At 63.4% G+C, this 17267-nt stretch carries 14 protein-coding genes; 12 read left to right on the forward strand and 2 right to left on the reverse strand.

The annotated features are described in order from the left end of the window. The first annotated feature begins 329 nt into the window (after window positions 1-329). The 5 genes from QM693_RS07015 (at window position 330) to QM693_RS07035 (ending at window position 8234) form a co-directional block, all read left to right on the forward strand. Window positions 330-1328 (forward strand): NAD(P)H-binding protein, encoded by a 999-nt coding sequence (locus QM693_RS07015; RefSeq protein WP_206031602.1) that lies wholly within the window; start codon window positions 330-332, stop codon window positions 1326-1328. Window positions 1329-1392: 64 nt separating this feature from the next. Beyond that, window positions 1393-2763, forward strand: coding sequence for a hypothetical protein (locus QM693_RS07020; protein ID WP_283335083.1), 1371 nt, complete (start codon window positions 1393-1395; stop codon window positions 2761-2763). 82 nt (window positions 2764-2845) lie between these two features. Beyond that, complete coding sequence (gene purU / locus QM693_RS07025; protein ID WP_283352168.1) at window positions 2846-3718, forward strand: formyltetrahydrofolate deformylase; 873 nt, start codon at window positions 2846-2848, stop codon at window positions 3716-3718. 46 nt (window positions 3719-3764) lie between these two features. Next, the gene (locus QM693_RS07030; protein ID WP_349307489.1) at window positions 3765-4595 is read left to right on the forward strand and encodes a bifunctional 5,10-methylenetetrahydrofolate dehydrogenase/5,10-methenyltetrahydrofolate cyclohydrolase; all 831 of its coding nucleotides are present in this window, start codon (window positions 3765-3767) and stop codon (window positions 4593-4595) included. Window positions 4596-4955: 360 nt separating this feature from the next. Continuing rightward, window positions 4956-8234, forward strand: coding sequence for a protein kinase domain-containing protein (locus QM693_RS07035; RefSeq protein WP_283335082.1), 3279 nt, complete (start codon window positions 4956-4958; stop codon window positions 8232-8234). 442 nt (window positions 8235-8676) lie between these two features. Here QM693_RS07035 and QM693_RS07040 read toward each other — a convergent pair whose 3' ends face one another. Both QM693_RS07040 and QM693_RS07045 read right to left on the reverse strand, forming a co-directional pair. Continuing rightward, window positions 8677-10011 carry an MFS transporter gene (locus QM693_RS07040; RefSeq protein WP_240960385.1) on the reverse strand — a complete coding sequence of 445 codons (1335 nt, stop codon included), beginning with the start codon at window positions 10009-10011 and terminating at the stop codon, window positions 8677-8679. A 237-nt stretch (window positions 10012-10248) separates the two neighbouring features. Then, the gene (locus QM693_RS07045; protein WP_095869821.1) at window positions 10249-11190 is read right to left on the reverse strand and encodes an NAD(P)H-binding protein; all 942 of its coding nucleotides are present in this window, start codon (window positions 11188-11190) and stop codon (window positions 10249-10251) included. A gap of 288 nt (window positions 11191-11478) precedes the next feature. Between QM693_RS07045 and QM693_RS07050 the strand changes: the two genes are divergently transcribed. The 7 genes from QM693_RS07050 to QM693_RS07080 all read left to right on the forward strand — a co-directional run bounded on the left by QM693_RS07050 (window position 11479) and on the right by QM693_RS07080 (window position 17264). Then, window positions 11479-12678, forward strand: a complete 1200-nt coding sequence (locus QM693_RS07050; protein ID WP_167114308.1) for an acyl-CoA dehydrogenase family protein — start codon at window positions 11479-11481, stop codon at window positions 12676-12678. 70 nt (window positions 12679-12748) lie between these two features. Continuing rightward, window positions 12749-13216, forward strand: a complete 468-nt coding sequence (locus QM693_RS07055) for a flavin reductase family protein (RefSeq protein ID WP_240960373.1) — start codon at window positions 12749-12751, stop codon at window positions 13214-13216. Then, window positions 13213-13497: an antibiotic biosynthesis monooxygenase family protein gene (locus tag QM693_RS07060; protein WP_095869824.1), complete on the forward strand. Its 285-nt coding sequence runs from the start codon at window positions 13213-13215 to the stop codon at window positions 13495-13497. Before QM693_RS07055 ends, QM693_RS07060 begins: the two co-directional genes overlap by 4 nt. Window positions 13498-13682: 185 nt before the next feature. Next, the gene (locus QM693_RS07065; protein ID WP_095869825.1) at window positions 13683-13874 is read left to right on the forward strand and encodes a ferredoxin; all 192 of its coding nucleotides are present in this window, start codon (window positions 13683-13685) and stop codon (window positions 13872-13874) included. Continuing rightward, the gene (locus QM693_RS07070; RefSeq protein WP_095869826.1) at window positions 13871-15067 is read left to right on the forward strand and encodes a cytochrome P450; all 1197 of its coding nucleotides are present in this window, start codon (window positions 13871-13873) and stop codon (window positions 15065-15067) included. The genes QM693_RS07065 and QM693_RS07070 overlap by 4 nt, the downstream gene beginning before the upstream one ends. Then, entirely contained in the window at window positions 15064-16455 is a 1392-nt protein-coding gene (locus QM693_RS07075) for an MmgE/PrpD family protein (protein ID WP_283335080.1), read from the forward strand. The genes QM693_RS07070 and QM693_RS07075 overlap by 4 nt, the downstream gene beginning before the upstream one ends. Next, a complete protein-coding gene (locus tag QM693_RS07080) occupies window positions 16452-17264 on the forward strand; it encodes an HTD2 family dehydratase (RefSeq protein ID WP_283335079.1) in 813 nt (270 codons plus the stop codon). Before QM693_RS07075 ends, QM693_RS07080 begins: the two co-directional genes overlap by 4 nt. Window positions 17265-17267: the final 3 nt, after the last annotated feature.

Raw genomic sequence — 17267 nt, forward strand, 5'->3', positions numbered from 1 at the left:
TCGTGAAGCCGACCGCAAGCCGAGGACGACATGGTAACCACGGTGTGACCCTCGTGGAGTCTCGGCGGAGACCCACTTCGGAACCGCCAGGCGCCGTCGAAGAGGCTGACGATGGCACGGTGCCACAGAAGGGGAAATGCCGTCTCACCTCGACCGGATACGACCCACCTTGCGTGGCGTCCCCGGATCAGTGCCTGAGGCGGCCCTGGACGCCCGCGGTTCTGCGGTCTCGATCATGCATCTCACACATGGTTCGCTAGAACTTCGTGCTATTGCCCACGTCACTCCCAGCAACGAAGCTTGCAACGTGCGTCGCTCGACTCCGGCTCATGCTGACCCCGTCAAGCCGCACCGCATGGACAAAGATTCGTGATCTACAACCGGAGGAAGATGTGACCCAAATTGTCATCAGTGGAGCCTCGGGCGATTTGGCTCGCCGCGTGACGCAAGGTCTCCTCGAAAGAGCTCCTCTGTGCAACCTGACACTTGTGACTCGATCGCCCGAGGCAATCGAAGCAGGCGGCCCGAACGTCAGCGTGCGGAAGGGCGATTACGAGAAGCCCGAGCTATTGGACGAGGCGTACCACGGCGGAGACATCCTGTTTCTCATCAGTGGGCTCAATCTCGGGCGGCGGACAACCGAACACCGTAATGCGATCCGCGCCGCAGAGAAGGCGGGGATACGCCACATCGTCTACACATCGGTCGGCGGAGTACAACCCGGCAACCCGGCGCTCTCAGCCATCGACCATTACCAGACCGAGCTCGATCTCCGAGCGAGCGGACTGTCGTACACGATCCTGCGCAACGCGCTCTACGCGGAGATCGTCAGTGCGATCTGGCTGGCACCTGCCGCACGCGACGGCGTACTCGAAATGGCCACCGGCCACGGTTCCTTAGCGCCCGTCTCCAAGGTGGACGTCGCGCGCTGTGCGACCGCAATCCTCGCCGACCCCGCCGACCACGATGGCGCTGTCTACGAGATCACCGGTCCTGAACTGTTGAGCATGGACGACATTGTCCGACTTGGTTCCGAGGTCTTCGGCACAGAGATCGCCTACAAGCCGGTATCGGAGGAGGAACGGCTGCAGTTCTTCGACTCGGTCGGTCTCCCGCGGACGTACGACCCGAACATGCCCCCCAGCGCCGAAGGCCACATGTGGGCCAGCGACGAGCTGGTGTCGGCCGATCTGGCGGTGGCCCAGGGCTACCAAGCACTGCTGTCCGGACATGTCGAGCAGATCACGGGGGAGGCGCCCGCGCCGTTGCGATCCGTCCTCGAAAAGGTAAAGGACACCCCGTACGACCGAATCGGTTCGGCGTCCTGACCGCTCGCACCCCGAGCGGAACCACATATCACGTCAGTGCGATCAGAAAGAGAGTAATAGCGCCATGAGTGTCGACCATGCGGTCCAGCAAGGCCCCGGAGCAGCGTCCGTCGGTGACGTTCCTTCCTACCCCGACGTGCCGACCTACCTGAACATCCTAGGTAGCCTCCATATCTGGGAAGGCGACGGGTGGAAGAAAGAATCGATGTCGTGGAAAACCGGCGCGTACATCGCGTCGAATCTCAGCGGCATCCCCGAGTTCACCTTCAGTGGACCCAACGCGCGGGCCTTGCTCTCACGGCTCAGTATTAACAACGTCGACAAATGGCCCATCGGCAAGTCCAAGCACCTCGTCATGCTCGACGAAAACGGATACATCGCCAATCACGGTCTCACAGTGCGCGACAGCGAGGACTCGTATCGCCATTTCGCGGCGATGCCCTGGGCCCTCTTCAAGGCCCCGTCGCTGGGACTAGACGTAGAAATCGGTATGCGGGACATCTTCATCTTTCAGGTGGCGGGCCCGAAGTCGCTGCAGATACTCGAACGCCTCACGGGTGAATCGTTGCGCTCCTTGCAATTCCTGGGCATTCGGCGAATCCAGGTACCCGGAATCGATGCCACGGTGGAAATCGAACTGTCGCGAATCGGGATGTCGGGGACCCTCGCTTACGAGGTGCGTGGCCCCCTCGAACACGGACCAGCGGTGTTCGACGCCGTGTACCGGGCGGGCGAGGATTTCGACATCACGCGCCTGGGATGGCGGACTTACGTCGTGAATCACACCGAGGGTGGCTTCCCTCAGCAGGGTTGTACCTTCCTCCCTGCTGCTTTCGCCGACCCGGAATTCGTCTCTCATCCCCTCTTCGGAGCTGCTCTGCCGCCCAAGCAGGTGAGCGGCCAATTGAGTGGGAGCGCAAATCCCACCGACATCACGGCGCGACTCCGCACCCCCTTCGAAGTCAACTGGGGCTGGATGGCGAAGTTCGACCACGACTTCCTGGGCCGGGAAGCCCTCGAGGCGGAGGCTGCCGCACCGCGCCGCAAGACGGTGGTCCTCAGGTGGAACAAGGAAGACGTACTCGACGTGTTCGCGTCGCAGTTCGAGCCCGGGGAGGAATACCGGCACTTCGAGTTCCCGACGACGCCGCAATCACCAGCGGGCGACCATGCGGACATCGTCACCAAGGACGGCAAGCAGGTGGGTATATCATCGCTGGCCGTCTACTCCTACTACTTCCGCGAGATGATCTCCCATTCCACCATCGACATTGAACTCGCCGAGATCGGCACTGAAGTCGTCCTGCACTGGGGCAACCACGGCGAACGAATCAAGCAGATTCGCGCGACGGTGGAGCGGTTCCCCTACCTCGACCTCCCGGCGAACAAGGATGTCGATCTGGAGTCGTTTCCGTCAGGAGTCGTCGCGCACTGAGTGCATGACCGACTCCGACCTACTCGTCCCGTCACACGATCCTGGCGGCGACGACCACTTCACACGAAAGGACAACAGCACGATGTCACGAACCAGTCGCGACGTGGTCGACCTCGGCACTTTGATCGTGCAAGGCGACGACCGTCAGGGAATCGTCGCGGCGGTCTCGTCCTTGCTCGCGAAATACGGCGCGAACATTGTCTCACTGGACCAGCACTCGACCGACCCTGCCGGCGGCAGATTCTTCCAACGCACGACGTTCCACTTGGAGGACCTACCGGCACAGATTCCGTCCCTGTCCGACGAACTCGACAACGTTCTAGGCATGTTGGGACAGTCGTACAGGTTGACTGAAGCTCGCAAGCCGAAGCGCGTCGCCATCATGGTGTCCAAAACGGATCATTGCCTCCTCGACCTCCTATGGCGGCAGCGTCGTGGCGAAATCCACATGAACGTGGGGATCGTCATCGCGAACCATCCCGATCTCGGGGACGACGTTCGCGGATTCGGCATTCCGTTCATCCACATCCCCGTAAACCGGGCGTCACGGGCACAGGCGGAGGCGGAGCAGTTGAAGCTTCTCACCGACAACGTCGATCTCGTTGTCCTCGCTCGCTACATGCAGATTCTGTCCGGTGATTTCTTACAACAGGTGGGAGTGCCGGTAATCAACATTCATCACTCATTCCTGCCCGCTTTCATCGGTGCGGGGCCGTATCAGAAGGCGAAAGATCGAGGCGTCAAACTGATCGGCGCCACGGCCCACTACGTGACCGAGGACCTCGACGAAGGGCCGATCATCGAGCAGGACGTCGTGCGGGTCTCGCACGTGGAGACTGCAGCTGAGCTGCAACGAAGAGGTGCGGACGTTGAGCGCCAGGTGCTTTCTCGCGCCGTTGCCTGGCACTGCGAGGACCGGGTAATCAGAGACGGGAACCAGACCGTTGTCTTCTGATTCTCGTCTAACCACGGTAGGAGAGGGAGTCGGCATGTCGGCCCGATTGCTGAACGGCCGCGAGGTGTCGCGAGTCATGCGCGAAAAGCTTGGGACCCAGGCACAGCAATACTCGAGGGACTTCGGTCGGCGCCCGGTTCTGGCGACGGTACTGGTCGGCGACGACCCCGCCTCGCACACCTACGTGCGTATGAAAGCCGCTGCCTGCACCGAGGTCGGTATCGAATCGCGCCGAGTGCATCTCGACGCGGGGTTGAGCACGAATGCTGTCTGCGCGGAAGTTCGGGCGCTGTCTGAAGACCCCAATGTAGATGGGATTCTTCTGCAGCACCCGGTGCCACCCGGAGTGGACGAACGCGCTGCGTTCGACGCCATCGATCCGGCGAAGGATGTCGACGGTGTCACCCGAGACTCGTTCGCGGCCATGGCATTGGGAACCGCGGGCTTCGAATCCGCAACCCCCGGCGGCATCATGAGATTGCTCGATTCGTACGCCATTGCACTCAGTGGGCGGCACGCAGTCGTGATAGGTCGCAGCCCGATCCTCGGCAGACCGATGGGAATGCTTCTGCTGGCTCGTGACGCGACGGTAACCTACTGTCACTCACGCACTGCGGATCTGAGCTCCCACGTCGAGTCGGCCGACCTAGTCGTGGCGGCGGTGGGGTCCCCCGGACTGGTCCGAGGCGAGTGGATCAAACCCGGTGCTGTCGTGATCGACGCAGGCTACGCGGACAACAAAGGTGACGTCGACTTCGACTCGGCGTCTCGCAAGGCGTCATACATCACGCCTGTGCCAGGGGGCGTCGGCCCGATGACCATCACCACGCTGTTGGAGCAGACAGTCCGCGCCGCGCGAGAGCGCTCCATGAGCTGATCGATTTGTCCGGGTGTTCTCGTGCAGCGAGACGACTGCCGGAACGGAAATCCTCGTTCTTGCGCCGACCTGTACGCGCCTTGCCGATTCTGGTTGTCGTCGTCGTTGTCATGCGGCAGCGCGAGAACCGCCCACTGCAAAACGCTGTCCACGTCAGTGCGGTACTGGTCGGCTTGTTCAAGAATCGAGGTCATCGCTTACTCAGGCCAATCCGGCGCCGGCGCGTTCCGAACGGGACCACACAACTGAGATGGACGCCTCGGCTCGTGGGATCGGCGATATCCTGGGGGAACATCGTCGAGAGGTGAGCAATGTGGCGTTCGTTGGCCGTGCCTCGAGCGGGATGAATCGATGTAATCGATGACTGATGTCGATCCGTTCGCGACGCAGCGCGACGTGGCCGGTTCGGTCACGGCGGAGCTGGCTGCTGCCGGATTCGAGGACGCCCAAGAGATCGGCAGCGGAGGGTTCGGCGTCGTCTACCGCTGCACGCAGGCTGCGCTCGACCGCACCGTAGCGGTGAAGGTCCTCACCGTGGACCTCGACGAGGAGAATCAGGCACGGTTCCTGCGCGAACAGCGCGCGGCAGGAAGGTTGACCGGACACCCCAATATCGTCAACGTTCTCCACGCCGGTGTGACCGACAACGGTCGCCCCTTCATAGTGATGCCGTACTACCCCCAGGATTCTCTCGATGCGCAAATCCGACGTCGCGGACCGCTTCCACTGGACGAAGCGCTGCGGCTCGGAGTGAAAGTAGCGGGCGCCCTGGAGACCGCGCACCAACTGGGAATCCTTCATCGCGATGTCAAGCCCGGGAACATCCTGTTCACCGACTACGGTGAGCCGGCGCTGGCAGATTTTGGGATCGCCCACATCTCTGGCGGGTTCGAGACCACTGCGGGCATTGTGACGGGTTCACCGGCGTTCACCGCCCCCGAGGTCGTGGCCGGCCAACCAGCCAGTCCAGCCGCCGACGTCTACGGTCTCGGTGCGACACTGTTCGCCGCGATGACCGGGCACGCAGCGTTCGAGCGCCGGAGCGGAGAGCAATTGGTCGCCCAGTTTCTCAGGATCACCACAGAACCCGTCCCGGATCCCTGCGAGCACGGCGTTCCGCACGATGTCGGTGCGATTATTGAAGTTGCCATGTCCGCAGACCCGGGGCGTCGTCCGTCCGTCGCGGAACTGGGTCAGCAACTCGAGACTTCCCAGCTTCACCACGGGTTCGCGGTCGACAAAATGGCCCTTCGCACCGAAACGGGAGTGACACGAGAACATGAAAGTAGCCCGCCGATACGCACACATTTACCCGCGGCAACAGATACGTTAGCCGGACGCCGGGGGTCCCCCACAGGTCGTCTGCCCCTGGAGTTGACCAGCTTCGTTGACCGCCGCACCGAACTAGCAGAGGCGAAGAACGCGCTGTCGACCTCGCGACTGGTGACGTTGACTGGGATCGGTGGGGTCGGCAAGACCCGGCTGGCGTTGCGGGTCGCCACCAAACTGCAGCCCGATTTCCCTGACGGTGCGTGCCTGGTCGAGCTAGGTGAGCTTCGTGACGAGTCACTGTTGGTGGGCATGGTGGCGAGTGCGTTGGGACTACGCGACCAGTCGACGAAACCAATACACGAGGTACTCGTCGACTTCCTCGTCCCCCGCAAACTGCTACTGATACTGGACAACTGCGAGCAGATTGTGGATGCGGTGGCCGAGCTCACCGAAACCCTGCTACGCAGCTGTCCCGAGCTTCGGATCCTCGCGACCAGCCGTGAAGCACTCGACATCGGCGGGGAAGTGGCGCAGCTGATCCCGCCGCTGCCTGTACCGGATCCCGATCACCTGCCCAGAGGGCTGCCCCGCAATGACGCGGTAACGTTGTTCGCCGAACGGGGAGCCGCCGCCGTCCCGGGGTTCGCAGTCACCGAGGCCAACAAGGTCACCATTGCCCGGATCTGCCGGCGCCTGGACGGGTTGCCCCTAGCGATCGAATTGGCTGCGGCCCGGATGCGGGTGATGACGCCCGAGCAGATCGAGCAGCGGCTGACGGACCGTCTCGCGCTGCTAACGCGCGGCAGCCGGAACTTACCTTCACGGCAGCAGGCGTTACGAATGTGCATCGACTGGAGCCACGGATTGTGTAGGCCGGTCGAGCAACGGGTGTGGGCTCAGCTGTCAGTGTTCGCCGGCAGCTTCGAAATTGATGCTGCAGAACAGGTGTGCGGCGGTACCCTGACATCGGAGGCGCTACTCGATACCGTGACCGGCCTGGTCGACAAGTCGATTGTGACCCGGGTGGAGTCGGGCGACACGGTACGGTTCCGGATGCTCGATACCGTGCGCGACTACGGCCGCGAAAAGGCGCACGAGACCGGTCAATATCCCGAACTCTCCCGCCGACACCGAGATTGGTACGAGCAGTTGGTGATCAAAGCTGAAGGTGACTGGATCAGTCCCCGACAACTCGCGTGGATCAACAGACTCGCGCTGGAGCAGCCGAATCTGCGAGAGGCGCTTGAATTTTCGGCGTCCGATAGTCCCGAAGCCGGAATTCGCATCGCAGCCGCGCTCTACCACTACTGGTATACCCGGGGGTTGTTCAGCGAGGGGCGGCGCTGGCTCGAGCGCCTCCTCGCCTGTCAGACCGGCGCACTTACCCGAGACAGGGCCAAGGCGTTCTTTGCGTGCAGCCTCCTGGCCGGCGTGCAGGGCGATCTTCGCGCCCAGGCCGCCTTGGTAGAGGAGTGTCGCACTCTCGCCAGCCAGACGACCAACCCGATGCTACACGCTCACCTCGATCTGGCCGCGGGGGCCTTAGCACTGTTCAGTGGGGATCTTCCCGGCGCACGCTCGCATTTCGAGAATGCCATCGAGGCGGAAGCCACACAGGGAGACCTCACCTTCCAAGTCATTGCTCTCGGCCCCCTTGGAACGACTTACGCACTACTGGGCGATACGGAGCGGGCCATCGAATGCTACGAGCGCCTCCTCGCGATCACCGAGTCGCGGGGAGAATTCGTGTATCGGTCGTATGCAATGTGGGCGTTGGCTGTTGCGGTTTGGCGGCACAATGACCGCGCGCGAGCGGTACGGCTACTCGAGCAGGCACTGCAACTCGGTCGGAAAGTTAAAGACTGGTTGAGCACCAGCTGGTGTCTGCAAGCGCTGGCATGGATCGCAGCCGAGGAACACAACCCCCGCCGTGCGGCCGTATTGTTGGGAGCCGCAGAGCAGCTGAGCCGATCGGTGGGAAGTCCAACAGTGGTGGTATCCGCCCTGGTGGTCTACCAGGAGGAGTGCGAAAAGCAGACCCGCCAGGCGATGAGCGGGCAGGCGTTCGCCACGGCCCACGAGCGCGGTGGGGCACTCGGTTTCGACGCTGCCGTCGCCTACGCGCTGGGCGAGCAGGTTCCGCCGACATCGATATCCGCTCCTAGCTCGACGAAACTGACGAAGCGGGAACATGAGGTCGCCGAATTGGTCGCCGAAGGGTTGACCAACAAGGAAATCGCTGCTCGCCTTGTCATCTCGCCACGCACCGCGCAGGGGCATGTCGAACACATCCTGACCAAGCTGGGATTCGGCTCACGCGCACAGATCGCGGCATGGGTCGTCGAATCGCACAATAGGCCCTCCTGAACCACCGACCGACACTGGACTGCTGAATGCCGGCCTGGCGTACAGACAAGATCGACGATGCCGCGGTCGAACGCGCTTGTCGCGTAGCGCAGATGAATCGGCTACAACACCGCACGTCCTCCTGTGTCAAGCCCCTAGATCGGAATCCGCGGTGTCATTGGGGTTGGTGGCACCAATTACCTCACTGGCTCTCTCGGCACCGAGCACATAACGTACGGGCTAGAGTCTGGTCCTGGATTGTTGGTCGTGCTCGGGCATGTGGTGACATGGGGATACGCGCATTCGAATCGCGGCCTCCGGTTCCCACTTCCACGCTCGTATGAGGAGGAGCGGCACGTGACTGCGATAGTGCTCGCGGGACCGGGTAGCGCCAGACAACGCGAAGGGCACGCTCTCGGCCGACCGCGGAGTGCCTGCCCTTCGTCCGTATGTGTCGCGTAGGTCAGTGCTGGTATGTCGCCAGGTCTCGGTCCTTGCTCTCCTTCGTCAGGACAATGAACACTGAACTGACCACGGCGAGCGCGATCATGTAAGCCGCCACCAGGCCTGTGCTGCCGTCCGTAGCAGCCTGCAACGACACGAGGATTACGGGGGTGAAACCCGCGCCGAGGAGCGTGGCTGCCTGGTAGCCGAGAGAGGCACCCGTGTACCGAGCGGATGTGCCGAACTGTTCGGCGATGTACGCAGCCATCGGCCCGAAAGTCGCCGACTGGAACACGCTGAAGCCCAACACGAAAGCGAGTGCTACCAGTACCACGTTCCCGGAGGACAGCATGGACAGGATGGGGACGACGAACACCGCGAACCCGGCGAGGCCGGCCAACATGACCGGCCGACGGCCGATTCTGTCCGAGAGGCGCGCGAATCCCAGCAGTGCGAAGATGGCGATGAATTGGCAGATCGCGAAACCGATGAGGACGTCCGACCGTGTAGCACCCGACCTCGTGGCATAGCCGATGGCGAATGTCGCGAACATGATCTGTATCGCGACGCTGGCCATGCATCCCCCGGCCACGAGGACGACGTTCTTCGGACGGCGCAGGATGCTCATGAGCGGCGGCGGCGTGACCGGGACAGTGGCGGAATCGCGCTCTGTGCGCCGCGCCAAAGCCTCTTTGAAGACTGGGCTCTCCGAAACTCGACTTCTGATGAAGAGACCGAGCGCGAGGAGGACAGCGGAGAGTAGGAACGGGATGCGCCAGCCCCACAGGAGGAAGTCCTCCTCGGGCAGCACGGCCACGATCGCGAGTGCGATGGTGCCCAGCAAGGAACCGGTGGGTGCTCCCGCGTTGGTGAATGCCGCGGCGAATCCGCGTCCGCGTCCACCGACGTGTTCCAGCGACATCAGTGTGGCGCCGCCCCACTCGCCTCCGATGGCGATGCCTTGGCTCACGCGTAGCAGGACGAGAATGATCGCGGCCCAAGAGCCGATGGCTGACGCAGGAGGAACGAGCCCGATCAGGAACGACGCGCTGCCCATCACCGTCATCGAGACGAGCAACATGGACTTTCGGCCATATCGGTCCCCGAAGTGACCGAAAATTATGCCGCCGAGCGGGCGCGCGAGGTATCCGGCGGCGAACGTCCCCAGGGATGCGATGGTGCCGGCTACAGGCGTGAGATCGGAGAAGAAGACGGGCGCGAACACGATCGCCGCAGCAGTCGCGTAAAGCAGGAAGTCGTAGTACTCGATGGTGCTGCCGAGGTAACTCGACAGCACCACTCGTCGAATCTCCTTCTTCTTCGTGTCGGCGTCGGTGACGAGCGGCGGGTCCATGCTGGGAGTTGGTCGTAGTGGGGTCGGATCGACGGGTGAGCTCATGGTGCCTTCCTTGTGGGGAGTTCGAGGGCGCGCGCTGCTGCGTAGTGATCGCTCGAACCGGAGGCAACGGCGGCGGGAGACAGTCGCGGGCCGCGGTGCGCCGGCCGCCCCCGCCCGGCTCGGATGCTGCCGCCGGGCGAGCCGAAGGTGACGGACATCTGGTGAGAGAAAGTGGTGCCGAGACCCGTGTTTTCAGGAGATGGCGGCGTCGATCTTGTCGTAACGGACCTCACGCACCCGCTCCATTACGGAACGGAGCGGCTCTGGGGCACGCCCGGTGATTTGCTTTACGTGATGGCTCAGAAGAGCCTGGTAGCCCTGTGCGACAGCCACTTCGGCGGAGACAAGTTCGTCGCTGGCCCATAGGTGCCCGTCCGGGCTAGGGGGCATGTTCGGATCGTAGGTGCGGGGAATCCCGATCGAGTCGAAGAATGCCAGCCGGTCGCGTTCGGTGATCGGTTGATACTCGATCGGTGTCGAGTGGATCTGCGCGCCGAGGGCTGCGATCTGATGAAAGTCCAGCAATTCCGGGCCTGTGATTTCGTAGACCGCGCCGACGTGGCGGGCGGGGTCCATGAGACAGGCGGCAGCGCTACGCGCGACGTCGCCCTTCGCAACGGGAGCCAGAAGCCCATCCCCGGTTGCCTGGGCCAAGATTCCTGACGGCACGGCGGGTGCCACCAGGATGTTGCTGACGATCTCCGCGTAGAGGGCGTTCCGCAGAATGGTGTACTTGAGCCCCGACGCGCGGAGATCCAACTCCGTCTGATGGTGGTCGATAGCGGACAGCGCAGGATTGCCCGGCTGCACACCGCCGACCGAGGTATAGACGATGTGACCGACGCCTGCCTTTTGAGCTGCTTCGATCGCGCCGCGATGCTCGGAAATTCGACGTCCGAGGTTGAGGCCGCTGATGAGGAAGAGTGTGTCGCCGCCTACGTAGGCTTCCTGGACAGAGGCTGGGTGCTGGTAGTCGCTATGCCGGATCTGCACAGTGTCGGAAGCGAGGCCAGCCAGTTTCTCCGGTGTGCGGGTGGTGAGGATCAGCTCCCGGTGCGGATCGGCTGCGAGCAATAGGCCCGTTACCCTCCGGCCTAGGTCACCCGATGCTCCGCTGATGATAATTCGACTCATGTGCACTCCTCGTATGCACGGCCCTGATCCGCTGGGCCGCCTTCGCTCAAACTGGTTGTGATGCAAGCTACATCGGACCACCGTCTGTGGCGTGGGTCCACATCCAAAATTGTCGTCGTTGTCATGCGCGGTGAGTATCGACCGCAGCCGATGTGTTTGGCGTATGAGGTCCGCAAACTTTGTGCCATTGCGACGAGGCGGTCGGCATCACATGCTGGTGTGGTCCGACGTGATCGCAGTCACTAGCAGCAGCCTGATCGCGTCCTACCGAGTGAAGAGAGACATAACATGGCACAGCTCGCCAGCACGGAACTGCCGGATCGCGACAAGATCCAGGTCTCGGATGCCGACCTCGTCGCCCGGGCTGCGGCCCTCGTCCCGCTCATCCGCGAGTACGCGGAACAGGGAACCAAGGACCGCCACATCGCACCCGAGGTGATCGACGCAATCTCGGAGGCGGGCTTGTTCCATCTCATGGTTCCCACGCGCTGGGGAGGCCAGGGAGCGTCGTTCAAGACTGCGGTCGACGTGACCGCCGAAATCGCCCGCGGTGACGGCTCGACCGGTTGGGTCACCGCACTCATGATGGTGGCGACCGGCTTCGCTAGCACGTTCTCCATGCAGGCGCAGGAAGATGTGTTCGGGGTGAACCCGAACGCGAGGATCTGCGGGATCTTCTCCCCGGGTGACCGCAGCGAGCCCGTCGAAGGGGGCTACCTGATGAGCGGCCGCTGGCCCTACGCCTCGGGCTCCTTCGCCGCCCAGTGGGCCAGCCTGACGATCACGCTGGAGGATGGTGAGCAGGGAATGGCGCTCGTCCCCGCAGAAGCCTTCACCATCGAACCGACGTGGTTCGTCGCCGGCATGCAGGGAACGGGTAGCGACACCGTTGTGGTCAAGGACCACTTTGTCCCGGAGTACCGCGTGCAGCGAGTGAAAGACATGTTCGCGTCGAACTTCCGCTCTCCGTTCACCGAGGAGCGGACGGCATCGATGCCCTTCAACGCCGTTGCCGCCGGCATTCTGGTTGCGCCGCAGATCGGACTGGGACGTCACGCCCTCGAGTTGACACGCGCGAAGCTTCCGCTGAAGCCGGTCGCGTACACGGCCTACCGCCAAGCCAAGGAGTCGCCTACCCACCAGATCGGTGTCGCGAAGGCGGCCACCAAGCTGCGCCTTGCCGAGATGTTGATGGCTGGCATGTGCTCTGACATCGACACCGCCGCCGAAAGCCACCAGCTGCCCAACTTGGAGGTGCTCGCGCGCATCCGCAACGACACAGGCGTGGTGGCGGAGCTGATCAAAGAAGAGATCGACTACCTCCTCACCGCGAACGGTGCCGGCTCGTTCGCCGACGTCAACGTGCTCGGACGGGTGTGGCGCGACAGCGAGACCGCGGCCCGGCACGCACTCGTGACACCCGAGATCGGGCGCGAAGCGTACGGACGTCAGCTCCTCGGAAACGATGATCCGACCATCGGATTGTGAGATGACGATGACCTCCGCCGTCGAAGGGAAGGTGTCCGATGTGCTGAGCCCAGCCGATTACAGACGGGTCATGAGTCACGTCCCAACCAGCGTCTCGATCATCACCGCGATGACCGACGCGGGACCCACCGGAATGACGGTGGGTACCTTCACCTCCGTCTCGCTCGACCCGCCGTTGGTCGCGTTCTACGTGGACCAGGGTTCCACGACCTGGCCGGTGCTGGCTGAAGCCGAGTACTTCGGAATCAACATCTTGAGGTCGGGATGCGGAGATGTGTGTCGGGCGTTCTCGCGACGTGGGCAGGATCGCTTCGCCGGTGTGGTGTGGCAGCCCTCAGATCGGGGAGTGCCCCTCCTCGAGGACGCGATCGTCACCGTGGAGTGCTCGCCGCACCGCGTCGACCGCATCGGTGACCACCTGCAGGTAGTGGGTGAAGTCGAGGATCTCATTCAGCAGGGAATCGACGAGCCGTTGATTTTCCTGCGGGGCGGTTTCGTCGACATGTCGGCAATTGCCGGCCGGTCGGTGGAGGCGTGATCTCCGAGCACCTCGAGATCCAGCTCCGTCCGGGAGCCGGCGGCGATCTCGAGGCAGCTTTCGACGAGATCCGGTCGCTGCTTCTGGCAGCGCCGGGATGCTCGGAGGCAACCTTGTCTCGGAGCGTGGATCGGGACGAGACGTATCTCCTTCGCGCTTTGTGGAACCGCGTGGAGGATCACACCGAGTTGTTCGCCGCGTCCGCTGCCGGAACGCGCGTCCGCGAGTTGATTCAGCCGCTGTGCGCTGCCGTACCACGGGTCACGCACTACGAGCACTGACTCCGCCGCGCCGTCGGGGCGGTCTCGCGTGGCGCCCTGGCATACGCAAAAGCTATGACCGGTCCGCCATATTGATATTTGTCGGATAGCTCATCCGGGTCAAGAATGTGGTGTACGACATACCGACCGCTCCTGCAGCTCAGGCGCAACGGTCGCAGCCATCCCAATCACGAAGGATTCTCGCGATGATCGAGGTCAAAGTAGATTTCGCGCGGTGTGACGCGAACGGCACCTGTGCCGCCCTCATGCCCGATGTGTTCCAGATCGCCGACAACGGCCTACTCGAGCAGGTCGCGACGACCGTGCCGGCCGACCGGGACCAGGATCTCGACGAAGTTATCCTCTGCTGCCCGATGGGGGCGATCTCGCGCGCATGAGCACACTTCACGCTTTCGACCCGTTTGCACCCGACTCGCCCAGCCACACCGGTGGTTCCGCGGACGGCGCGTCGCTCGTACAGGGCGACTACGGATACGCCGTTCTCGACTTCGACCTCGCGACCAAGGTTCTTCGGGACACCCGTTTCATCAATGCCGCCCTGACGTTGATGGAACAGTTCGGCATCACCGACGGGCCCGTCCATGACTTCCGTGCCAAGAGTCTGATCATGGCCGAAGGCCCCCGACACATGCGGCTCCGAACCCCGTTGGCGCGCTTCATGGGTCCCACCACGGTCGAAGACATCCGCGCGGTCCTGCGCGGCATCCTCGAAGACATCGATCCGGGAAAGGACGCCGCCGGACCTGTCGATTTCCACGCGGCCGTCGACCAGAAGATCCCCGCGAGGGTGTACTGCCACTTGGCGGGCGCGCCGGCCGAGGACGCCCCTGTCGTGGCCAGTCTGTCTGCGCGGACACTTGCTCTACTGCAAAGGGATCCGAGTCTTACCGAGTCAATACTCAAGGCCTACGACGAATTGTTCGATTACCTTGGCGACCTGATCGCGCGCAAGCGGCAGGCCGGACTCGGTGACGACATGCTGTCTTTCCTCATTCGTCAGGAGGCCGAAGGAAAACTGACCTCCGAGGAACTGCTCAGCGAAGCGACGGCGATGCTCGAAGCCAGCTCCGTGAACACGGCACACCAGACCGGTCTCGTGGTATGGACGCTGCTCCGTGACAGGGCGGCATGGGCCAGGCTCGTCGAGGATCAGTCGCTGATCCCGGCCGCCGTCGTCGAGGCCTGCAGGTTGTACCCCCGCCCCGGCATCGTCAGCAAGATCGCGTCGGTCGACATCGAGCTCGACGGCACGGTCATTCCCGCCGGGTCCGACGTGCACGTCGCCGTCTGGTCGGCGAACCGCGATCCAGAGCGTTTCGCGCAGCCCAACGCGTTCGACCTCGATCGAGAGCGAAACCAGCCGTTGACGTTCAGCACCGGTCTGCACGGATGCCTGGGTCAGAGCCTGGCGAAGGTCGAGATGGAAGAAGTGGTGCGCTACCTTTTGAACCACTACCCCCATGCCAGAGTCGTGGAGAACGGAACCGACATCGGACACGCCGGCGGCAGGTGGCTGGTCGGATCTCTGGCCGTGGACCTCAATCCCTCAACGACGGCGACGACATCGTGACGAGCGACTCCCCGTCGCTGACCGAGCGGCTCGCGACGTTCTGGGCTCGAACAGGCTACGACGATCTGCCGAAAGACGTCGTCGACGGAATCAAGGACCACATCCTCGATACCTTGGCCGTCGCCCTGGTCGGCACGACAACTCCCGAAGTGAGCGGTGTCGTCGACGCGCTGTCACGCTTCTCGGCCGGCGATGCCGGCAGCCTGGTGTGGGGGACCGCCACACGCCTCACCCCGGCGCACGCAGCCCTGGTCAATGGAACTTCCGCGCACGCCAGAGATTTCGACGACGGAGGCGGGCCCGGTCACGCGGGGTCGACCGTACTGCCCGCGGCGCTCGCGGTGGCCGAAAAAGCAGGGAGTACCGGTCGGCAGGTCATCGCCGCCACGGTCGCCGGTTACGACATCGGGTATCGAACCCTGCAAGCGGTCGGCGGATTCGCAGCACACACAGACCGAGGATGGCATTCGAGCGGTACGATGGGCAGCTTCGCCGCGGCGGCAGCGGCAGCGAAATGCCTCGACGCGGACAAGAACGCCTTCGCCGATGCACTGGGAATCGCCGGATCGTTCACCGGTGGGGTGTGGGCATTCATCGACGACGGTGCCTTGACCAAGCGTCTGCACCCGGGCAAAGCGGGTGAGACGGGTGTCGACGCCGCCGTGCTGGCGACCGGGGGAATCACCGGCCCCCGGCGAATATTCGAAGCGAAGTGGGGCGGCCTCTACGCTGTTATCGCCGGCGGCACCGGCCATACCGATCGGGCGCTGACTGGACTGGGGACGGACTTCAACGTCGCCTCGTCGTACCTCAAGCCCTACGCGTGCTGCCGCGGTTGCCATTCGGCCGTCGACGTGATGAAGGACCTCGTGACGAATCGGGGCCTGACGCCGGAAAACGTTCGCTCCATAGTGATCACTGCAGGTACGACCGCGGTGAACATGCTGTCGGTGTACCCGATCGACACCGTGTTCGACGCCCAATTCAGCCTTCCCTACGCGGTGAGCCTCGCGCTGTGCGCAAGCGCCCTGGGACTCGATGACTACGACCCACCACGGCTGAACGATCCGCGGATCGCCGCGACTTTCGCCAAGGTCTCCATGCGCGTCGACGACGCCATCGAGATCGAGGACGGACCCCGGTTGGACATCGAGTTGACCAACGGCGAAACCCTCGTCGTCGAGGCCGGGAACCCGACGTATGCACGTGGGTCCGCTCAGAACCCGATGACACACGACGAGGTCGTCGCGAAGGCAACGCTCTTGCTCGAACCTCTCGGAGGCGACATCGCCTCCCGGTTGGTGGCCGCCGTCGAGGCACTCGACGACGCACCCAACCTGTCCGAACTGCTGTCCGTTCTCGCCGCCGAAAGGGTGCCGACCCCATGACTTCCCCAGACAAGATCGCACGCACGGAGGTCATCTCGGCCGAACCGGTTGAGGCGATGGCTGCGCTGCTGGACATCGATGTTCCTCATGCGATCGGTGACACGGTGCCACCGATCTGGCATTGGCTCCACCTGCTTCCCCGCGACGCTGAGAGCGACCTCGGTGAGGATGGCCACCCCGTTGTCGGTATCCCCGCGCCTCCCGGCGGTGGACGCCGCCGGATGTTCGGTGGTGGCCGCGTCACCGCCTTCGGCAGTCTACGTATCGGCGAGCCCGCCACGAAGGTGACGTCCATTGCCAAGTCCGTGGACAAGGTGGGACGCACCGGCGCCCTGACGCTCGTCACGGTTCTGCAGGAGATCACGCAGGGCGGTGAACTGATCATCCGCGAGGAGCAGGACATCGTCTACCGCGAGGGAGGGTCGACCCCGCTTCCCACGCCTGCTCCGTCGTCGGCCCAGGTGAACGGCCCCACGCTGTCCCTCGCTGTCGACGAGAAACTGTTGTTCCGTTTCTCGGCACTGACTTACAACACGCACCGCATTCACTACGATCTCGATTGGTGCCGCCGAGAGGGATACGACGGCCTGGTGATCCATGGGCCGTTGCTAGCCTTCATGATGGCCGATCACATGCGTCGACAGGACATCTCGTTGCAGGGCAAAACATTCGGATACCGTTTGGTGTCGCCGATGACCCGCCCGCAGACCTTCACCGTGGTTCCGCACGTCGACGGACTGGAACGCGGTGCCGAAGCACACAGCGCCGCCGGTGTCGTGTGCGCCACCAGTACGGTGACGGGGAGCTGATCG

It is taken from the genome of Rhodococcus sp. IEGM 1305 (assembly GCF_030058635.1).
Taxonomy (GTDB): Bacteria; Actinomycetota; Actinomycetes; order Mycobacteriales; family Mycobacteriaceae; genus Rhodococcus_F; species Rhodococcus_F opacus_D.

Coding starts and splice junctions, on each gene's coding strand:
- QM693_RS07080 (WP_283335079.1), top strand. CDS start 16,452: ATGACTTCCCCAGACAAGATCGCACGCACGGAGGTCATCTCGGCCGAA.
- QM693_RS07040 (WP_240960385.1), bottom strand. CDS start 10,011: ATGGACCCGCCGCTCGTCACCGACGCCGACACGAAGAAGAAGGAGATT.
- QM693_RS07045 (WP_095869821.1), bottom strand. CDS start 11,190: ATGAGTCGAATTATCATCAGCGGAGCATCGGGTGACCTAGGCCGGAGG.
- purU (WP_283352168.1), top strand. CDS start 2,846: ATGTCACGAACCAGTCGCGACGTGGTCGACCTCGGCACTTTGATCGTG.
- QM693_RS07055 (WP_240960373.1), top strand. CDS start 12,749: ATGAGTCACGTCCCAACCAGCGTCTCGATCATCACCGCGATGACCGAC.
- QM693_RS07035 (WP_283335082.1), top strand. CDS start 4,956: ATGACTGATGTCGATCCGTTCGCGACGCAGCGCGACGTGGCCGGTTCG.
- QM693_RS07065 (WP_095869825.1), top strand. CDS start 13,683: ATGATCGAGGTCAAAGTAGATTTCGCGCGGTGTGACGCGAACGGCACC.
- QM693_RS07070 (WP_095869826.1), top strand. CDS start 13,871: ATGAGCACACTTCACGCTTTCGACCCGTTTGCACCCGACTCGCCCAGC.
- QM693_RS07015 (WP_206031602.1), top strand. CDS start 330: ATGCTGACCCCGTCAAGCCGCACCGCATGGACAAAGATTCGTGATCTA.
- QM693_RS07020 (WP_283335083.1), top strand. CDS start 1,393: ATGAGTGTCGACCATGCGGTCCAGCAAGGCCCCGGAGCAGCGTCCGTC.
- QM693_RS07050 (WP_167114308.1), top strand. CDS start 11,479: ATGGCACAGCTCGCCAGCACGGAACTGCCGGATCGCGACAAGATCCAG.